Genomic DNA, 16547 nt, shown 5'->3' on the forward strand with positions numbered 1-16547 from the left:
CAACAAGCGCCTACTAAAAAACGAAAGAAGACGAGACTACCCACCTAAGCTGACGCTAACCTTACCGTTACCTTTATGGGGAGTATCTGACCCCATATATCCCGGCCTCACACTGTACGTAACAAATTAACGGTCTCGCGTCACAGAAAAATGGCATAACTGTAACAAAGACTGCTGATAAGGTCCTGCCGGTATGCCTGCCAACGCTTCCAACGCTAACTGTGCCTCGGCCTCGGCGGCCTGACGGGTGTAGGCCAGTGCGTCGGTCTGCCTGATGGCCTCAGCAACAGCATCAAAATCGCCCTCGCCTGTTTCGATCGCACTTTTGATCAATTGTGCTTGTTCAGGAGTTCCGACCTCCATGACACGAATCAATGGCAGGGTAGGCTTACCTTCCCGCAGGTCATCACCTACGTTCTTACCTAAGGAGTCAGCGTCACCGGTGTAATCGAGTACATCGTCAATCAATTGGAAGGCCGTACCTAAATGACGACCATAAGCAGCCATAGCCTGCTCTTGCTCGGATGACGCACCCGCTACAATGGCCCCGACTTGTGCCGCCGCCTCGAAAAGTTTGGCGGTTTTATAACGAACCACTTGCAAGTAACGCTCTAGCGAGACATCTGGATCATGCACGTTCAGCAGTTGCAGCACCTCGCCCTCAGCAATGACTGTGGTGGCCCCAGAAAGAATAGCCATTGCGCGCATAGAGTTGGACTCAACCATCATTTCGAACGAACGCGAATAAAGATAGTCGCCAACCAGAACACTGGCTGCATTACCAAATACCGCATTAGCGGTTTGGCGCCCACGTCGCATATCTGAGTCGTCGACCACGTCATCGTGCAGCAAGGTGGCGGTATGGATAAACTCCACCACCCCTGCCAATAGATGATGGGTACTGCCCTGATACCCTAAGGCTTTAGCAACTAACAACAACAGAGCGGGCCGCATGCGCTTCCCTCCCCCGCTGACTATGTACTCACCTATAGTTCGTATTAAGACTACATCCGAATCCAGGCGTTCACGAATGACGACGTCAAGTGCTCGCATGTCGTCGGCTATGGGCTCAATCAGGTCTGAGAGATTCAAAACAATTTTCCACACAAGAATTGCCTGACCAAAAATAGTTCGGTCTATGCACAAGCCTGAATTATACGAGTTTGCACAGCTTACTGGGCCCCAATCTGCACATCCACTCTGCGTTAATCGCTCTGCTTCAGACCTAAATTGGCGATAATAACGTTTTTATCGCTTGATTACACGGAGACTCATTTGAATACCCCAGACCTAAGCAACCTAATTCAACGTGCCGAACGCGTGCTAGCCCAACTCGAGGCATGGTTGCCTGCCGCCCCTCCAGCCATTAACTGGGATGCTCATGCGTTTCGTTGGCGCAAGACTGGTGCACGCGGCTGGCTGGAAAGTGTTCACAATGTGGCCAGCATAGCTAGTGCAGACTTGCAACACATCGACCGCCAAAAATCCATATTAGATCGCAACACCCGCTTTTTTCTAGAGGGCAAGCCTGCGAATAATGTTTTGATGACTGGCGCACGAGGCACAGGGAAAAGCTCTTTAGTCAGAGCCATGCTGACGCAATATGCCGATCAAGGCTTACGCCTTATTGAGGTCGACAAAGATGACCTCGGAGACTTGGGCGAAATTATTGATCTCACCAAAACACGTTCTGAACGATTCATCATTTTTAGTGATGATCTGTCGTTTGAAGAAGGCGAGGCCGGCTACAAAGCCTTAAAATCTGCGCTAGACGGCTCGATAGCTTCTCCCGGGGACAACGTACTAATTTATGCCACCTCTAATCGCCGTCATCTAATGCCTGAGTACATGCAAGAAAACCTGTCTAGTAGCACGTCGGCCAATGGTGAGATTCACCCAGGTGAAGCGGTAGAAGAAAAAATATCCTTATCCGAACGCTTTGGCCTGTGGTTGTCGTTTTACCCCTTCCGCCAAGACGATTATCTAGACATTGTGTACTACTGGCTCAAAGAGTTGGGCTGCCCTGCTGAGCATATCGAATCCTCGCGTACCGAAGCGCTACAGTGGACACTTGAACGCGGCTCACGCTCAGGCCGGGTAGCGCGCCAGTTCGCCCGCGACTGGACTGCACGCCATGTCTAAACCCCACCTAGAGGTCGCGGTAGGCGTTATTCTGCGTCACGATGGCCATGTGTTACTGGGCAGCCGACCCGCAGGGAAACCTTGGGAAGGCTGGTGGGAGCTACCGGGTGGCAAAATCGAGGCAGGCGAAACCGTGCTCCAAGCCCTGGCTAGAGAATTAAAAGAAGAGCTGGATATTAGCGTCACGCACGCCGAACCTTGGGTGATATACACCCATGAATATCCTAAAAACACCGTGCGGCTGCATTTTTATCGTATTCATAATTGGCAAGGTGAACCGCGTGGCCTAGAAGGCCAAGAAATTAAATGGGTAGACCCCCGTAACCCCTCTACCAGTGGCCCCCTATTGCCTGCGGCCTTACCCCCATTACGCTGGCTGCAATTACCCGAGCAGTATCTGCTCACCTCCATCGGTGAGGCTGAGCAGCTCCCCCTCTACTTACAAAAGCTGGAGCAAGCACTACAGTCGGGGCTGCGTATGGTGCAATTTCGCGAGCCTGCTTGGGCCGCACAGACCGGACAAAACCAGGCGATCCATGCCGCCTTCCAACAAGTCCTGAGCCTTTGCCATCGCTATCAAGCTCTGTGCCTGATCAATAGCGTGCACCCAGAGGCCTGGTGGCCACAAGCCGATGGACTGCATCTGCGTAGCAACGATGCGAGCGCTTGGCAGAGTCGTTTTAGTCATGACGTAAGCCAACGGCAGGGCTTACTGGCTATGTCCACCCATAACGAGGCAGACATACAAGTAGCCCGCGCACTCAACACGGACTTTATTGTGCTCGGGCACGTGCTGGATACCCCCTCGCACCCCAACTTGGCCGGCATGGGATGGCAACAATTTGAACAGCAGCAACAGCATGCAGCCTGTCCGGTATACGCAATAGGGGGGCAGTCTGCCTCGACCTTAGCCACTGCTCAAGCGCATGGTGCCCATGGCATTGCGGGCATTCGTCACCTAGTGGGCCAAGCATGACCTTACCTCAGGCGACTATTTCGGAACATGAAGGCGTACGTTACCTGCACTTAGGCTCTCCTTGGGTACAAGGTGCCATGCGCCTCGAGACCCCGTGGCAACTGGAGCTAGAATATATACAGCAGATGATGCTTTGGAGTTTATTTCGCCAAGATGTGCGTCACATTGCCCAATTAGGGCTTGGTGCGGCCAGTCTCACTAAGTTCTGCTACCAGCATTACCCTCAGGCTCAAATCAGCGCCATTGAGCTAAACCCCGAAGTGATACGTGCCTGTCATCTCCTGTTCGAGCTACCACCCAATGACGGTCGTCTACACGTACTGCAGACCGATGCCCACACGTGGCTAACCACACTCGCTCAAGAGGGAAAATCGCTGGATGTGTTGCAGGTGGATCTGTACTCAGATCAAGCTGACCACCCTGCTGAAGAGTCTTCAGCGTTTTACCAGGCCTGCTCACATGCTTTATCCGAGGACGGCATATTAACGGTCAATGTGCTAGGTAGCTCGTTTGTTCACGCACGCAATATTCAGGCCCTACAAGCGCACTTTGACGCCGTTGTCTGGCTACCCGAAACACATGACGGCAATATTGTCGTCATCGCTTTCAAACAGGCCCCCAGCATAGATTTTGACGTGTTGTATGAACGGGCAGCACAATTAGAACAAGCTTGGGGTTTCGCAACCCGTTCATGGGTAGATGGCTTGCTAAGCTGGATGCAAAGCGATTAACCCCCTTGGACAAGTTTTAGCTGGCAGGATCCTGCTCAAGCAGGCTTTCTTGCCAGCCTCCCCCCAAAGCGACCAATAAGCGTACCGCTGCCTGCATACGCTCAGAAGCTAAGTCTAGAGCGGTACGTTCTACTGACAACTGATTCGTCTCCACTTGCGCCAGACTTAAGTAATCGACCTGACCTGCTTCGAACTGATTTCTCATCAACACCAAAGACTCGCGCGCTGCTTTCAAAGAACGTGCATTACTAAGCTGCTCCTGCTCATAACCATAGAGTTCGGCTAGGGCATCCTCGACCTCGCGTATCGCCGTCAGCACCACTTCACGATATGCCGCTACCTGCTGCGCATACCCCGCTTTGGCCGCATCTACCCGTGCGGCTCGTCCACCAGCATCAAATAGCGTTAGTGCTAGGGCCGGCCCTAAAGACCAAAACTGGGACGGTGCAGTTAGCCAGTCGCTTAGGTGCGCTGCACGATAGCCGCCCGTGGCGGAGAAGCTAAAACTGGGCAGCCAGGCCGCTTGGGTTACCCCTATTTCTGCGTTAGCCTGAGCCATTTTTCGCTCAGCGACAGCGACATCAGGACGTTGAGTTAATAAAACTGATGGTAAGGACACGGGGATGCTAGGCTGCTCCGGCCAGCTTGCCCCGGCTTGCAAGACAAAATCAGCTGGCACTTGCCCAGTCAGCACCGCCATACTATGAAAAAGCAGCGCCTTTTGACGAGCATGGGCCAATAAGCTTGTACGAGCATTTTCAAGTTGGCTCAATGCTGATGCAGCGTCACTTAACGGCGAGTAGCCGGCTGCGACACGACTTTCGTTAATTTCCAGGCTGCGCTGGTAAGCCTGCACAGTTTGCTCGAGCAAACGTTCGGTGGCCTCGTGGGCGCGGTATCTCAAATAGGTTTGCGCTAAATTAGCCTGCAAGCTCAATTGTATGGCGGCCAAATCTGCTTGGCTGGCCTGAGCAGCGGCAGCACCCGACTCCGTTTGCCGTCGTATCCGCCCCCACACATCTAACTCCCACGAAACATTGGCATTCAGGCCATAGCTATTACCGACCCTACTTTGCTCCCCGGCTCGGCTGGTATTAGAGGCCAGATCTAGCTGAGGAAAAAGTGTGGAACGCGTTTGCCGTAAATTAGCTTGCGCCTGCTGATAACGTGCCTGCGCTTGTTCTAAGCTAGGGTTAGAGTCATTCAAGGCCCGCATCAAACGATCCAGCTCAGCGTCTTGGAATATCCGCCACCAGTGGGTATCTGGCACCTGAACGGCCCCTTGGGCCTGTACTTGCTGCCATGTGCCAAACGCTGAGCTTTGCGTAGGCGTTTGCAAAAAATGGCTACCTACATCCACTTGTGGACGCACATAGTCTGGCCCTACCGCACAAGCAGACAAAAGCACTAAAGCAGATACGGCCGCGCCGCGCAAAGCGAAAGCAGGTAACAAGGGCATGTTCATCACTGTGACAAAGAAGTAGCAAAAAATTTGCGGCCAAAGCGCAAGCGCAAACGGTCTAGATAAAGATAGACGACAGGCGTGGTATAGAGTGTCAATAATTGACTTAACACCAATCCACCCACAATCGTAACCCCTAACGGTTGACGCATTTCCACCCCAGCCCCAGAAGCAAAAATCAAGGGTAATGCGCCACATATCGCCGATAAGGTTGTCATCATAATGGGGCGAAAGCGTACTAAGCAGGCTTGATAAATAGCGGCCTGTGAATCTAGCCCGTCGCGCCGTTGAAGCTGCAGAGCATAATCCACCATCATGATGGCATTTTTCTTAACAATTCCAATGAGTAAGAAAATGCCCAACATGGCAATAAAGTTAAAGTCTCCGCCTGTTAACATCAAGGCCAGCAAGGCTCCGACACCGGCGGACGGCAAAGTCGATAAAATAGTTAAGGGATGCATATAGCTTTCATACAACATCCCCAACACAATATACAAGGCCACTAACGCACCCAAAAACATAAGTGGCTGCTTAGCCACCGCATCACTCATCGTGCGCGTGTTGCCCTCAAAACCGGCTTGAATCTCTCGGGTGGGCAGTTGAATACGAGCGACAGCTTGTTCAATTGCCGCCTCAGCCTGTGCCAAGGTAACGCCATCCGCCAGCCCAAATGATACCGAATCGGCCACCATCAAACCTTGGTGGTTCACACTAAGCGGCGAGACTCCAGTTTTAAAACTAGTGAATGCCGCTAATGGCACGCGGTTACCATCACGGGTAATCACCTCGAGTTCCATTAAAGCCTGAACATCTTGGGAAAACTCCGGCTCGACACCCATGACCACGTTGTACTGGTTGAGCCGACCGTAGATGAGGGAGACCTGACGCTGGCTAAACGAATTATTTAAAGTTGAAGCCACCAAGGCCATGTCCACCCCTAAACGAGTCGCTCTATCTCGATCAATTTCAAGCTCTACGCGTCCACTGCGATCCTCTCGACTATCATCCACATCCACGAGTTCAGGCAACTCAGACATAGCAAGGCGCACCTTAGGAGCCCAATGGCGTAATAACTCTATGTCGCTACCCAACAGCATGTAGTCATAGGAACCCTCACGCCCACCACCTCCCCCCCCTGTGGGAATATCCCCTTGGGGCACCAGGAACAATCGCGCGCCGGGTGTATCATTAAACTTATCCCGTAAACGATTAACCACATCCGTAACTGAGGCCTCGCGCTGACCTAAAGGGGTCAGTTCCACCAACATAAAAGAAGAGGTACTGCCTCCACGCCCACCGGCAAAGACAGCTAAAGACTTCACATCCGGATCTTGGGTAATAATCGAGCGAAAATGCTCTAGCTTAGGCGTCATTGCCTCGAACGACATACCGCGATCAACACGAAAAAAACCCATCAATTGACCGGTGTCTTGCTGAGGAAATAAGCCTTTGGGAACCACGGCATACAAGTAAAAATTCAGCCCGATGGTGGCCACTAAAGACAATAGCGTGATGCGATGGTGACGTAGGGCCCACTCAAGGGTGACCCGATACGCCGTCGCGCTCCAACCCCCTACTAGCATAATGCCTCGCTCCACGTATGAAACGCGGCGCTGCTGATCTTTAGGGTCGCGCAATAATAACGCCGACATCATTGGAGTCAACACCAAGGAAATCACCAGCGACACCAATACAGCGGTACACAAAGTGACAGCAAATTCCATAAACAGCCGCCCGACTAGCCCGCCCACTAGCCATAAAGGAATAAAAACAGCGACCAACGACAAGCTCATCGCCGTCACCGTAAACCCCACATCACGCACACCTCGTAAAGCCGATCTCTTGGGGCTTAGGCCGCGTTCGCGGTAGCGCATAATACTCTCTAAGACCACAATGGCATCGTCCACTACAAAACCCGTGGCAACAATCAGGGCCATTAAAGAAATGGTATTTAAGGTAAAGCCAAAAAAGTACATGAAGGCAAAGGTGCTCATCAACGAAGCTGGCACAGCAATCGCGGGGATAAGCGCTGCGCGCCAATCACGCAGGAATAACAACACCACCAAGACAACCAATAAAACGGCAATCAGCAAGGTGTTCTGCGCCTCAAGTAAGGCGGCACGAATACTAGGCGTACGATCTTGTGCCACGGATAGGCGGGCATCGCCCGGCAGCATCGCCTCGATGGACTCCAATTGCTCGTGAATAGTATTGACGGTGTCAATAATATTGCCCTGTGCCTCCCGTCGCACGATCAACAACACGGCAGGCTCTTGATTCAAAAAACCTAAACTGTGCAAATTTTCGACTGAATCTTCAATCCGAGCGACATCTTGCAAGCGGACAATATCGCCATTTTGCGCGCGTAGCACCAACGGCTCGAACTGCTGTGCTCGACTCAACTGGCGTCCCGAGTTCAGTTGCCACTGTTGCTCTTGGTCTTCAAGATAGCCATTGGGGCGCAAACTGTTAGCACCATTGATAACCGTGCGAATATCATCTAAGGCTATACCAGCAGCCGATAAAGCCTTAGGATTAACGCTTACCCGCACCGCCGGCAACGAGCCGCCCCCTACATCCACCGACCCTACCCCACTGATTTGCGATAGCTTTTGCTGCACAATCGCGCTAGCCATATCATAGAGCTGCGCCTGGGTTAAGGTAGGCGAAGTAAGCGCGAGCACCATAATAGGTACGGACGACGGGTTCGCCTTCTCGTAGGTGGGCACATCTGACATCCCCGAAGGCAGCATAGGACGTGCTTGGTTAATTGCCGCTTGCACATCCCGAGCAGCCGCCTCGATATCTCTGTCAAGATCAAATATCAGAATAATCTGCGTCGAGCCCTCGCTGCTACGCGAGCTCATTTCAGAAATACCCGCTATAGATCCCAACGACTGTTCTAGCGGGGTCGCTACGCTAGAGGCCATAGTTTCCGGACTGGCCCCCGGCAAACTAGCCGTGACAGCAATAACCGGAAATTCCATTTCGGGCAAGGGGGCAACCGGCAACAAACGCAGGGCCAACACGCCACTTAACACCATGGCCAGACATAGCAAGCTTGAGCCTACAGGACGAAAAACAAACAAGCTAAGCAAACGCCTCATAGAGACTCCTGCTGCACCTGCCCTGCACTCGTACTGCGCCGGTTATAACGATCAAACCAAAGATAAATGACGGGTGTGGTGAAAAGAGTGAGCACCTGACTACACACCAGACCGCCCACCATGACGAGCCCCAGGGGCTGCCGTAGCTCTGCTCCTGAACCACTGGCAAACATTAAAGGGATAGCGCTAAACAAAGCCGCTAAGGTCGTCATAAGAATCGGACGAAAACGTAACAATGCCGCCTCGTGTATGGCCTGCTGTGCGGACACTCCCAAGGTACGCTGAGCCTCGAGTGCAAAATCTATCATCATGATGGCATTTTTTTTCACAATACCAATCAATAAGATAATCCCTATGATGCCCACCATGTCGAGATCGCGTCCCACCAATATCAAGGCCAACAGAGCGCCTATAGTGGCCGAAGGCAAGGTCGATAAAATCGTAATGGGATGGATGTAACTTTCGTACAAAATACCCAGCACGATATACATGGTCATGACCGCCGCCAACATCAACCACAAGGTATTACTTAAGGAGGCGGTAAACGCTTTGGCAGCCCCCAAGTAACGCATATCGATAGACGGTGGGAAATCATGCTCTACCTGTGCCTGGGCAATCGCTTCGACGGCATCGGACAACGAATAGCCCTGAGCCACATCGAAAGACACATTCACCGCAGGAAACTGCCCTAAGCGTTCTATGGACAAGGTGGCAGGTAAAATATCTACCCGCGCTAAAGTGGTTAACGGAATAACGCCGCCCGAGCTAGACGCCACATAAATATCACCCAAATTTTTGGGCTGCTGCCTAAAACGCTCGTCAACCTCTAATACCACGCGATACTGGGCTGATTGCGTATAAATAGTCGAAATTAAACGCTGACCAAAAGCGTCATACAAAGCATCATCTATTTGGGCTTTTGTCACACCCAAACGTGCGGCGGCATCCCTATCTATATCGAGCATGACCTGCAAACCTTGAGTTTGCATATCACTACCAGCGGCTGCAATTTCAGGCAAATCACGCAAAATAGTAAGCCACTTGGGGACCCAATCTTGCAACACAGCCAAATCAGGGTCCGACAAGGCCATTTGATAGGTATACAAACTGACCTGATCGTCCACCGTCAGTTCCTGCACTGGCTGCATATAGCTACGCAAGCCTGGCAGTTTTTCTAATTTTTCTTGTAAACGCTCAATCACCTTGCCAGCTGAAGCCCGGCCACTACCTTGCTCGTGCAGAGCGATCTGCAAACGCCCCGTGTTTAACGTGGTATTGGTGCCGTCTACCCCGATAAATGCCGTGACCGCCGCTACATCCGGGTCATCCACAATCACCTCGGCCGCCTCTTGCTGCAAGCGACTCATGGCGCTAAAAGAAGCGGTTTGTGGCCCCTGAGTAATAACCTGAATCATGCCGCTATCTTGTTGCGGGAAAAAGCCCTTCGGCACCATGATGTAAAGCAAGGCCGTGAACACAAACGTTCCTACGGCACCCAGTAAAGTCAGCGTTTGATGGCGTAACACCCACTTTAACGCGCGATCATATTGATGAATCAAGGCATCTAACTGCGCGCCACACCACAGGGCCAGACGTCCTGGACGCTCTTGCTCTGCACTTTTCAGCATCCGTGCGCACATCATGGGCGTTAAGGTGAGAGAGATAAACAAAGACAGCAATATCGCCGCGGCTAAGGTCAAGGCAAACTCGCGGAATAAGCGTCCTATGACATCGCTCATGAACAGCAAAGGAATCAGTACCGCCACCAGAGAAATCGTCAACGACAGCAAAGTGAAGCCTATCTGTGCAGCCCCTTTTAAGGCCGCCTGCAAAGGTTTCTCGCCTTTCTCTATGTAGCGCGAAATATTTTCCATCATGACAATCGCATCGTCCACCACAAAACCTGTAGCGATAGTCAGCGCCATTAAAGTGAGGTTATTAATACTGAACCCCAACATATGCATGACAGCAAACGTGGCAATCAAGGAAATCGGTACGACGATACTGGGAATTAGCGTAGCACTCCAGGTGCGCAAAAACACAAAGGTGACTAACACCACCAACCCCACCGCCATCAGCATCTCTTGCTGCACGTGACGCACGGAATCGCGTATGGTGTGTGTTCTGTCGCTAGCAATGCTAATTTCAACACCTGTAGGCAAAGCGCGCTGCAGCTCGGGAAGACGTTCAGTGATGCTATCCACAACACGGATAACGTTGGCACCAGGCTGACGTTGAATATTCAACAATATTGCTGGTTGGCCTCCCACCCACGCCGCCTGCCGTATATCTTCGGCTCCACGCAATACCGTGGCCACCTGCCCCAAGCGTATGGCCGCCCCGTCTTTATAAGCGATGATGAGTTTTTCATAATCTTCTACCGAGCTTAACTGCTCGTTAGCGCTAATGCTGGTGGATCGCTGCGGCCCATCTAGACTGCCTTTAGGTTGATTCACATTGGCACCAACCACCGCTTGCCGTACTTGAGACAACGTTAAATTGCTGGCCGCTAAAGCGGTGGGATCCGCTTGGATACGTACAGCAGGCCGTTGGCCGCCCGCGATACTCACCAAACCCACCCCGGTAACCTGGGAAAGTTTTTGCGCGACACGCACGTCGATCAGGTCGCGCACCTCGTGCAAAGGCATGGTCGGCGAGCTAATCGCCAAACTTAAAACCGGGGTATCTGCCGGATTCACTTTGTTGTAAATGGGCGGTGCGGGCAAATCGTTAGGCAACATATTTTGCGCAGCACTAATCGCAGCTTGTACCTCTTGCTCCGCCACATCCAACGATAAACCTAACTCAAACTGTAAGGTTATACGCGATGCACCACCCGAACTTGAAGAGCTCATTTGGCTTAAGCCCGACATACTGCCAAAACGACGCTCTAAGGGTGAGGTAATGAGCGCCGCCACGACATCCGCGCTCGCACCAGGGTACTGAGTTACTACCTGTATGGTGGGGTAGTCCACCTGCGGCAAGGCTGATACGGGCAACATGCGATAGCCCAACAACCCCGTTACTAGCAACGCCAACATAGCTAAGGTGGTAGCCACAGGGCGTAAAATAAAAATCCGAGAAATATTCACGCTTACGGCCCCGCTCTCGGACTGCGTGCAGCTCCTGGGGATCTAGGTTTGCGCTCACCTGTAGTGGCTTCACTGGCAGCAGAAGGCTCCTGCGCTTGCCCATCGTGCTCCACAAGTTCCACGGTAGATCCTTCGCGCAACCTATCTACGCCATCAACCACAATGCGCTCGCCAGCTTGCACTCCATCGATAAGCTGCGTGGTGTCGCTATTAGAAATACCTAGCGTGACAGGCTGTACACGCACCTTATTGTCATCACTCACCACGTATACAAAAGTACCAACCGCGCCCCGTTGCACCGCATAAGAAGGAATTAACAAGCCCTGCTCAACCCCTAACAAAACGCGCACATTCACAAACTGATTAGGAAATAAAACCTCATCTTGGTTAGGAAATTCAGCTTTGATACGTAAAGAGCTCGTTGCTACGTTAATCTGGTTATCCAACGCCACAATCTGCCCCACCGCGCCTAAATCCTTACCCAACTGATCCGTTAACGTGACCGAGATCGGACTATCGCTATGGCGTAAACGCTGACTTAACAAACCCAATTGGGTTTGTGGCACGGAAAACTCTACCGCTATGGGCGACAACTGACTAATCGTGACTAAACCATCTGTGCTGGCAGCAGAAATTAAATTACCTTGATCTAGCCGTCGTAAACCCAAGCGACCACTAATAGGTGCAGTAATACGCGTGTGGTCTAGCTGTAGCTGTGTGCGGGCAACCTCTGCCTGATTCGCTTTCACCTGAGCGCTCAACTGCTGCACGGCTGTTTCTTTGATTTCTAAAGCCTGACGAGAAATCGAATTCTGCTGAAACAATACCTTGTGTCGTTGCAGCTCCGTTTGGGCGCCTTTGAGCTGTGCCTGTGTTTGTAGCAACTGTGCCTGTGCTTGATCACGCTGCACCTGATAAGCACGGGGGTCAATTAACGCCAATACGTCACCCGCATTCACCGCTTGGCCATCGCGGAACAACACACTAACCAGCTCACCATCAACCTGATTACGAACAGCCACTGTGTTAAGCGGTATGACCGTACCGATGGCCGTCAAGCTTTGCTCTATATCGCCTTGTCGCACGCTCACCGTACGCACTGGCACTTTAGCATTCCAACCGATTGCTCGCGTGTCGGATGCAGTGTTATCCGTGTCTGCGGCCCACCAATAGTAAGCACCCACCGCCAACAGCAGAAAGACCACCCACCAACGCCACTTTTTGTTGCGATTTTTTGTTATAGCGCCGGGCTCAGACATGCATACTCTCCACAAAAGCAAAATTATATTCGCGCCACTGCACGATCAACACTACGTAAACACCAGACTGGTACATAACACGCAGCTTAATACGAGCATGCAAAGTATATAATTGCTTATCTGAACCCGTGATGAATATTTAATGCGCTTAGTCAGTCGACACAGACTACAGCAAGATTTTTTACCCTATATTGCAGCGTGCCAAACGAAATGACACATCATCGGTAATCGCTTGAGGTTTAAGTTCAGTGTTCTGCTTAGCAAAGCGTACCCAGATCACATACTTATTTGCGCTCATTTCCGGAAAGATACGCGCTCCTTCCTGCACCCAAACCCTTAATAACTGGAACGACTTGCCTGCCAGCATTTCTTGATAGGCGCCCTGACGCGCTATCAACTCAACGGCATCGCCAGCGCGCCGCAACAGTTGCAAAATCACCCCTAACCCACGGTATAAAGGACGAAAGGGCTCTATCCAGCGTCGAATATCCTCGTCCCGCTCAGCATCGCTACGCAATTGCCATGAGTAGTAAGAGGGCATATCGACAGGCGATGTGCCGCCCGGTAATGCCACACGGCCACGTAAACTATTTAACCAGTCATTCTCGCGTAGGCCTTGTGCAATACGCCCCTGCCCGGCCAGCCCTTGGCTTGCGGCAGAAATTTCCGCTAGCATTTCATCCAGCGTATGCTTTGCTACTCCGGGGTGCTCACGCAATGCCGCCAGGGCGGTACGCTGGCGCTCTAAGTCTTGTAATACCGCGCCACGTAAATCGGTGCGATCAGAGATATCCAGCAAATCAAATAACGTTGCGACAGCGACCTGATGCGAATGCACATCCGAGTGGCGGGCAAAATGAAAAAGACGCTCAAACAGATATTCCACCCGGAGCAGTGCTCTAACACGTTCATTACAGGGGTATTCGTACAATGTCACGCGAAATGCAGCCTTATTAGGTACAAAAACAAAATAATTAACTTAAGAAACTACCCTTAAGCTAAAGAGGATTGAGCGAGCCAACGTTCGTGCATAACCTTAGTACGTCGCTCTAAGTCATCTAAAGTAGTATGTATATCGTTCAAAATCACGTCATCAGCGGCACTCAAGCGTTGCTCACGACTCGCCTGTACCGCCATAATTTGGGTCACTGTCGAGGCACTTAAGCCGCTGCGCAGTTGTACCCGCTGAATTTGTGTCTCGGGATCGCAATCTACCACACATACTCTATCGACACGCTCTTGCCAGCGTCCTGACTCAATCAACAACGGCACGACAATGACAAGATAACACCCTTGAGCACTCTGTACTTGTGCGTTTGTGACAACTGTAATCAGAGGATGAATAATCGACTCTAATTTTTGTCGCGCAGAGGGGTCATTAAATACCGTCTCACGCATCTTATTCCTGTCCAAAGCGCCATCAGCCTGAATATAGTCGGCACCAAACGCATCAGCAATAGGCGCTATGGCACGCCCACCGGGCAAGGTGAGCTGATGAGCGATACGATCCGTATCGATAACAGCAGCCCCCCAAGCCTGCAAAAAATCGGCAACTTGGCTTTTACCTGAGCCTATTCCACCAGTTAGTCCTATCTTTAGCATATGATTTATGTAGCCTTGAAAACTGCACTTTAACGCAAGCTCAAGGTTTATCGCCACCACTACACTACAAATTTGTACTTATTTACGGAAAAATAGCAGTAAATTGATCCCTAAGCCCTAGGGGGGCGTTTCAAACGCCTGTAACTATTACTTATTGGCCGCGAAATGCGTAGAATCTAAGCTCTATCTGTAGACGGAACCCGACCATGTCTCTCATCCTACGAACTTTTGCTCGTACTCCAGTTTTTTTCGCACTTAGCGTGAGTGCAGTACTGCTAACGGCCTGCGCGCAGAGTCCGCTTAGTGACACCCAAAGCGGGCGCGGCAGCACCCAAACCGATGCCTTAAAAATAGCACAAGGACGCGATGCGCTGCGGGCGAACTCTCAGCTACAGTTTGGCCTAGATAAGCAAGACAAGCCCCTAGAGTCTGAGCAGCTCGCCAAAACAAGCACTAATACATTCATTCCCGAGCTCAAAGAGGCAAAAACGTTTTTGGGCACCTTACCTTGCGCAGGGGCTGATACCTGTGCCTTACAAAAACTCACGGTTACCTTAGCGCCCACAGGACAATGGCGTTTACGTGCTCAAACCATTGATGCGCAAGGTCAAACGATATCTGAGTCGGGCCTAAGCAGCATGGGATGCTGGGTAAGCACCGCCGTAAGCCCGCGCCGTATTATTTTGCTCAATGCCCAAGACACTGTTATGGCAGACCTAAGCTTTAGCAACAACAATGTGCTGCTCGTAAACAGCTATAACCAGCAGCGCCCTACCTTAAGCACTAGCCTAACTCGCCAAGCGGACATCGACCCTATTGACGAGCTAGACACTAGCGCAGCACCTGCTTGCTCTTGATGTTATCCAGAAGCCTGTGAGCCATCCGATAAACATAAAGCGCGTGCACTGATACTATTCATTAGCTCGGGTTCATTCAATACGCAATGCGCCAACTCCACGGCATTGCGTACTCGCATTTTATAAAACATACGCGCCCGATGTGCTTCTACAGTGCGTGTAGAGACGCCTAGTTCTGCTGCGATAATTTTATTAGGTTTGCCCAACGCCACGTACGCTAATACATCTTGCTCACGCGGCGTTAAACGCTGAAGTAAATCAACCACCCCTAAGGTACAGTTAGTAGCCATCAGACACCTCATTCAGTAGGTAAAACTCAATTATTACTAATTACTACTGAACTGACGGCTGCTAAAAGTATCAGTTTTCACCCCTACCCTGTCACGATAGGGAGGTCTAAATGAACCTACTACACCCTAGGTTTTACCTGCGGATAAAGCGAGCCTAAATTTCCAGATTATCAATTAAGCGCGTTGCCCCTATACGTGCTGCTGCCAGGGCGACCAAGGGTTCGCCTTGAGCGTATTGCTCGGCTGTGGGTTCGAGCAAGTCTGATTGACGGCGTAGGGCCATATAGTCCACATCCCAGCCCCGTGCGCGCATATGCTCACAGGCTTGGGCTTCAATTTGATGGGCATCTAAGACCTGCTCACGCACTTGCTGCTGCATGCGTTGCAATGTTTGGTACAAGGCAGGTGCCTCGGCACGTTCTTCCGCACTTAAAAAGCGATTGCGGGAAGACATCGCCAAACCATCTTCTTCACGCACGGTTTCATGCGCCAGAATCTCAACGGGCAATTGAAACTGCCGGCACATGCTGCGCACCACCATAAGTTGCTGGTAATCTTTTTTCCCAAATACGGCCACTTTAGGCTGCACACAAGAAAACAGCTTTAACACCACCGTACAGACCCCTTCGAAAAAGTCTGGGCGAAACTCGCCTTCCAAAATACGGCCTAAATGATCAGGTGGTTGCACCCGAAAGCTCTGGGGCTCGGGATAAAGCTCTTTTTCCGATGGCGCAAATAACACATAAACATCGCGCTCTTGCTCCATCTTGGCTATATCATCCAGCAAGGTGCGAGGATAACGATCAAAATCCTCGTTGGGACCAAACTGCAAACGATTAACGAAAATGCTAGCCACTAAGGGGTCACCGTGCTGTCTCGCCATTTTCATCAATGACAAGTGGGCTTGATGTAAATTACCCATAGTAGGCACAAACGCCACCCGCAATTGTCCTTGAAGCTGGTCGCGTAATTCTTGAATGTTATCGACGACTTTCAAAAAAATCTCCACGTGGAAGCGGCATATCCTTA

13 protein-coding genes are annotated in these 16547 nt (G+C 51.3%); 4 read left to right on the forward strand and 9 right to left on the reverse strand.

The window, feature by feature from the left end; translation table 11 throughout:
• Positions 1-126: 126 nt before the first annotated feature.
• Positions 127-1092 carry an octaprenyl diphosphate synthase gene (gene ispB, locus OSH01_RS02225; RefSeq protein WP_266122410.1) on the reverse strand — a complete coding sequence of 322 codons (966 nt, stop codon included), beginning with the start codon at positions 1090-1092 and terminating at the stop codon, positions 127-129.
• A 183-nt stretch (positions 1093-1275) separates the two neighbouring features.
• On the opposite strand from ispB, the gene OSH01_RS02230 reads away from it, so the two are divergent.
• The 3 genes from OSH01_RS02230 to OSH01_RS02240 are packed head-to-tail and all read left to right on the forward strand — an operon-like array spanning position 1276 to position 3849.
• Positions 1276-2142, forward strand: a complete 867-nt coding sequence (locus OSH01_RS02230) for an ATP-binding protein (protein WP_266122411.1) — start codon at positions 1276-1278, stop codon at positions 2140-2142.
• Complete coding sequence (locus tag OSH01_RS02235) at positions 2135-3118, forward strand: Nudix family hydrolase (RefSeq protein WP_266122412.1); 984 nt, start codon at positions 2135-2137, stop codon at positions 3116-3118. The genes OSH01_RS02230 and OSH01_RS02235 overlap by 8 nt, the downstream gene beginning before the upstream one ends.
• Positions 3115-3849, forward strand: a complete 735-nt coding sequence (locus tag OSH01_RS02240) for a spermine/spermidine synthase domain-containing protein (protein WP_266122413.1) — start codon at positions 3115-3117, stop codon at positions 3847-3849. Before OSH01_RS02235 ends, OSH01_RS02240 begins: the two co-directional genes overlap by 4 nt.
• Before the next feature lie 16 nt (positions 3850-3865).
• Here the strand turns inward: OSH01_RS02240 and OSH01_RS02245 are convergent, their stop codons facing one another.
• From OSH01_RS02245 to coaE, 6 genes are all read right to left on the reverse strand, one after another.
• Positions 3866-5308 (reverse strand): efflux transporter outer membrane subunit, encoded by a 1443-nt coding sequence (locus tag OSH01_RS02245; RefSeq protein ID WP_266122414.1) that lies wholly within the window; start codon positions 5306-5308, stop codon positions 3866-3868.
• Between the two features lie 5 nt (positions 5309-5313).
• Complete coding sequence (locus OSH01_RS02250; protein ID WP_266122415.1) at positions 5314-8418, reverse strand: efflux RND transporter permease subunit; 3105 nt, start codon at positions 8416-8418, stop codon at positions 5314-5316.
• Positions 8415-11510 carry a multidrug efflux RND transporter permease subunit gene (locus OSH01_RS02255; RefSeq protein ID WP_266122416.1) on the reverse strand — a complete coding sequence of 1032 codons (3096 nt, stop codon included), beginning with the start codon at positions 11508-11510 and terminating at the stop codon, positions 8415-8417. Before OSH01_RS02255 ends, OSH01_RS02250 begins: the two co-directional genes overlap by 4 nt.
• Positions 11511-11512: 2 nt before the next feature.
• Positions 11513-12769: an efflux RND transporter periplasmic adaptor subunit gene (locus tag OSH01_RS02260; RefSeq protein WP_266122417.1), complete on the reverse strand. Its 1257-nt coding sequence runs from the start codon at positions 12767-12769 to the stop codon at positions 11513-11515.
• Positions 12770-12950: 181 nt separating this feature from the next.
• Positions 12951-13706: a cell division protein ZapD gene (zapD, locus tag OSH01_RS02265; protein WP_266122418.1), complete on the reverse strand. Its 756-nt coding sequence runs from the start codon at positions 13704-13706 to the stop codon at positions 12951-12953.
• A gap of 56 nt (positions 13707-13762) precedes the next feature.
• Positions 13763-14371: a dephospho-CoA kinase gene (coaE, locus tag OSH01_RS02270; RefSeq protein ID WP_266122419.1), complete on the reverse strand. Its 609-nt coding sequence runs from the start codon at positions 14369-14371 to the stop codon at positions 13763-13765.
• Between the two features lie 206 nt (positions 14372-14577).
• Between coaE and OSH01_RS02275 the strand changes: the two genes are divergently transcribed.
• The gene (locus tag OSH01_RS02275) at positions 14578-15228 is read left to right on the forward strand and encodes a hypothetical protein (protein WP_266122420.1); all 651 of its coding nucleotides are present in this window, start codon (positions 14578-14580) and stop codon (positions 15226-15228) included.
• Positions 15229-15230: 2 nt separating this feature from the next.
• Here OSH01_RS02275 and OSH01_RS02280 read toward each other — a convergent pair whose 3' ends face one another.
• Positions 15231-15518 carry a response regulator transcription factor gene (locus OSH01_RS02280; protein WP_266122421.1) on the reverse strand — a complete coding sequence of 96 codons (288 nt, stop codon included), beginning with the start codon at positions 15516-15518 and terminating at the stop codon, positions 15231-15233.
• A gap of 154 nt (positions 15519-15672) precedes the next feature.
• Entirely contained in the window at positions 15673-16515 is an 843-nt protein-coding gene (panC, locus tag OSH01_RS02285; protein WP_266122422.1) for a pantoate--beta-alanine ligase, read from the reverse strand.
• Positions 16516-16547 lie beyond the last annotated feature (32 nt).

The organism is Alcaligenes endophyticus (assembly GCF_026344035.1).
GTDB classification, from domain to species: Bacteria; Pseudomonadota; Gammaproteobacteria; order Burkholderiales; family Burkholderiaceae_B; genus Alcaligenes; species Alcaligenes endophyticus.

Bases quoted from the DNA above. Each gene is read 5' to 3' on its own strand.
- OSH01_RS02235 (WP_266122412.1), top strand. From the start codon at position 2,135: ATGTCTAAACCCCACCTAGAGGTCGCGGTAGGCGTTATTCTGCGTCAC.
- OSH01_RS02240 (WP_266122413.1), top strand. From the start codon at position 3,115: ATGACCTTACCTCAGGCGACTATTTCGGAACATGAAGGCGTACGTTAC.
- OSH01_RS02245 (WP_266122414.1), bottom strand. From the start codon at position 5,308: ATGCCCTTGTTACCTGCTTTCGCTTTGCGCGGCGCGGCCGTATCTGCT.
- OSH01_RS02250 (WP_266122415.1), bottom strand. From the start codon at position 8,418: ATGAGGCGTTTGCTTAGCTTGTTTGTTTTTCGTCCTGTAGGCTCAAGC.
- OSH01_RS02260 (WP_266122417.1), bottom strand. From the start codon at position 12,769: ATGTCTGAGCCCGGCGCTATAACAAAAAATCGCAACAAAAAGTGGCGT.
- coaE (WP_266122419.1), bottom strand. From the start codon at position 14,371: ATGCTAAAGATAGGACTAACTGGTGGAATAGGCTCAGGTAAAAGCCAA.
- OSH01_RS02275 (WP_266122420.1), top strand. From the start codon at position 14,578: ATGTCTCTCATCCTACGAACTTTTGCTCGTACTCCAGTTTTTTTCGCA.
- OSH01_RS02280 (WP_266122421.1), bottom strand. From the start codon at position 15,518: ATGGCTACTAACTGTACCTTAGGGGTGGTTGATTTACTTCAGCGTTTA.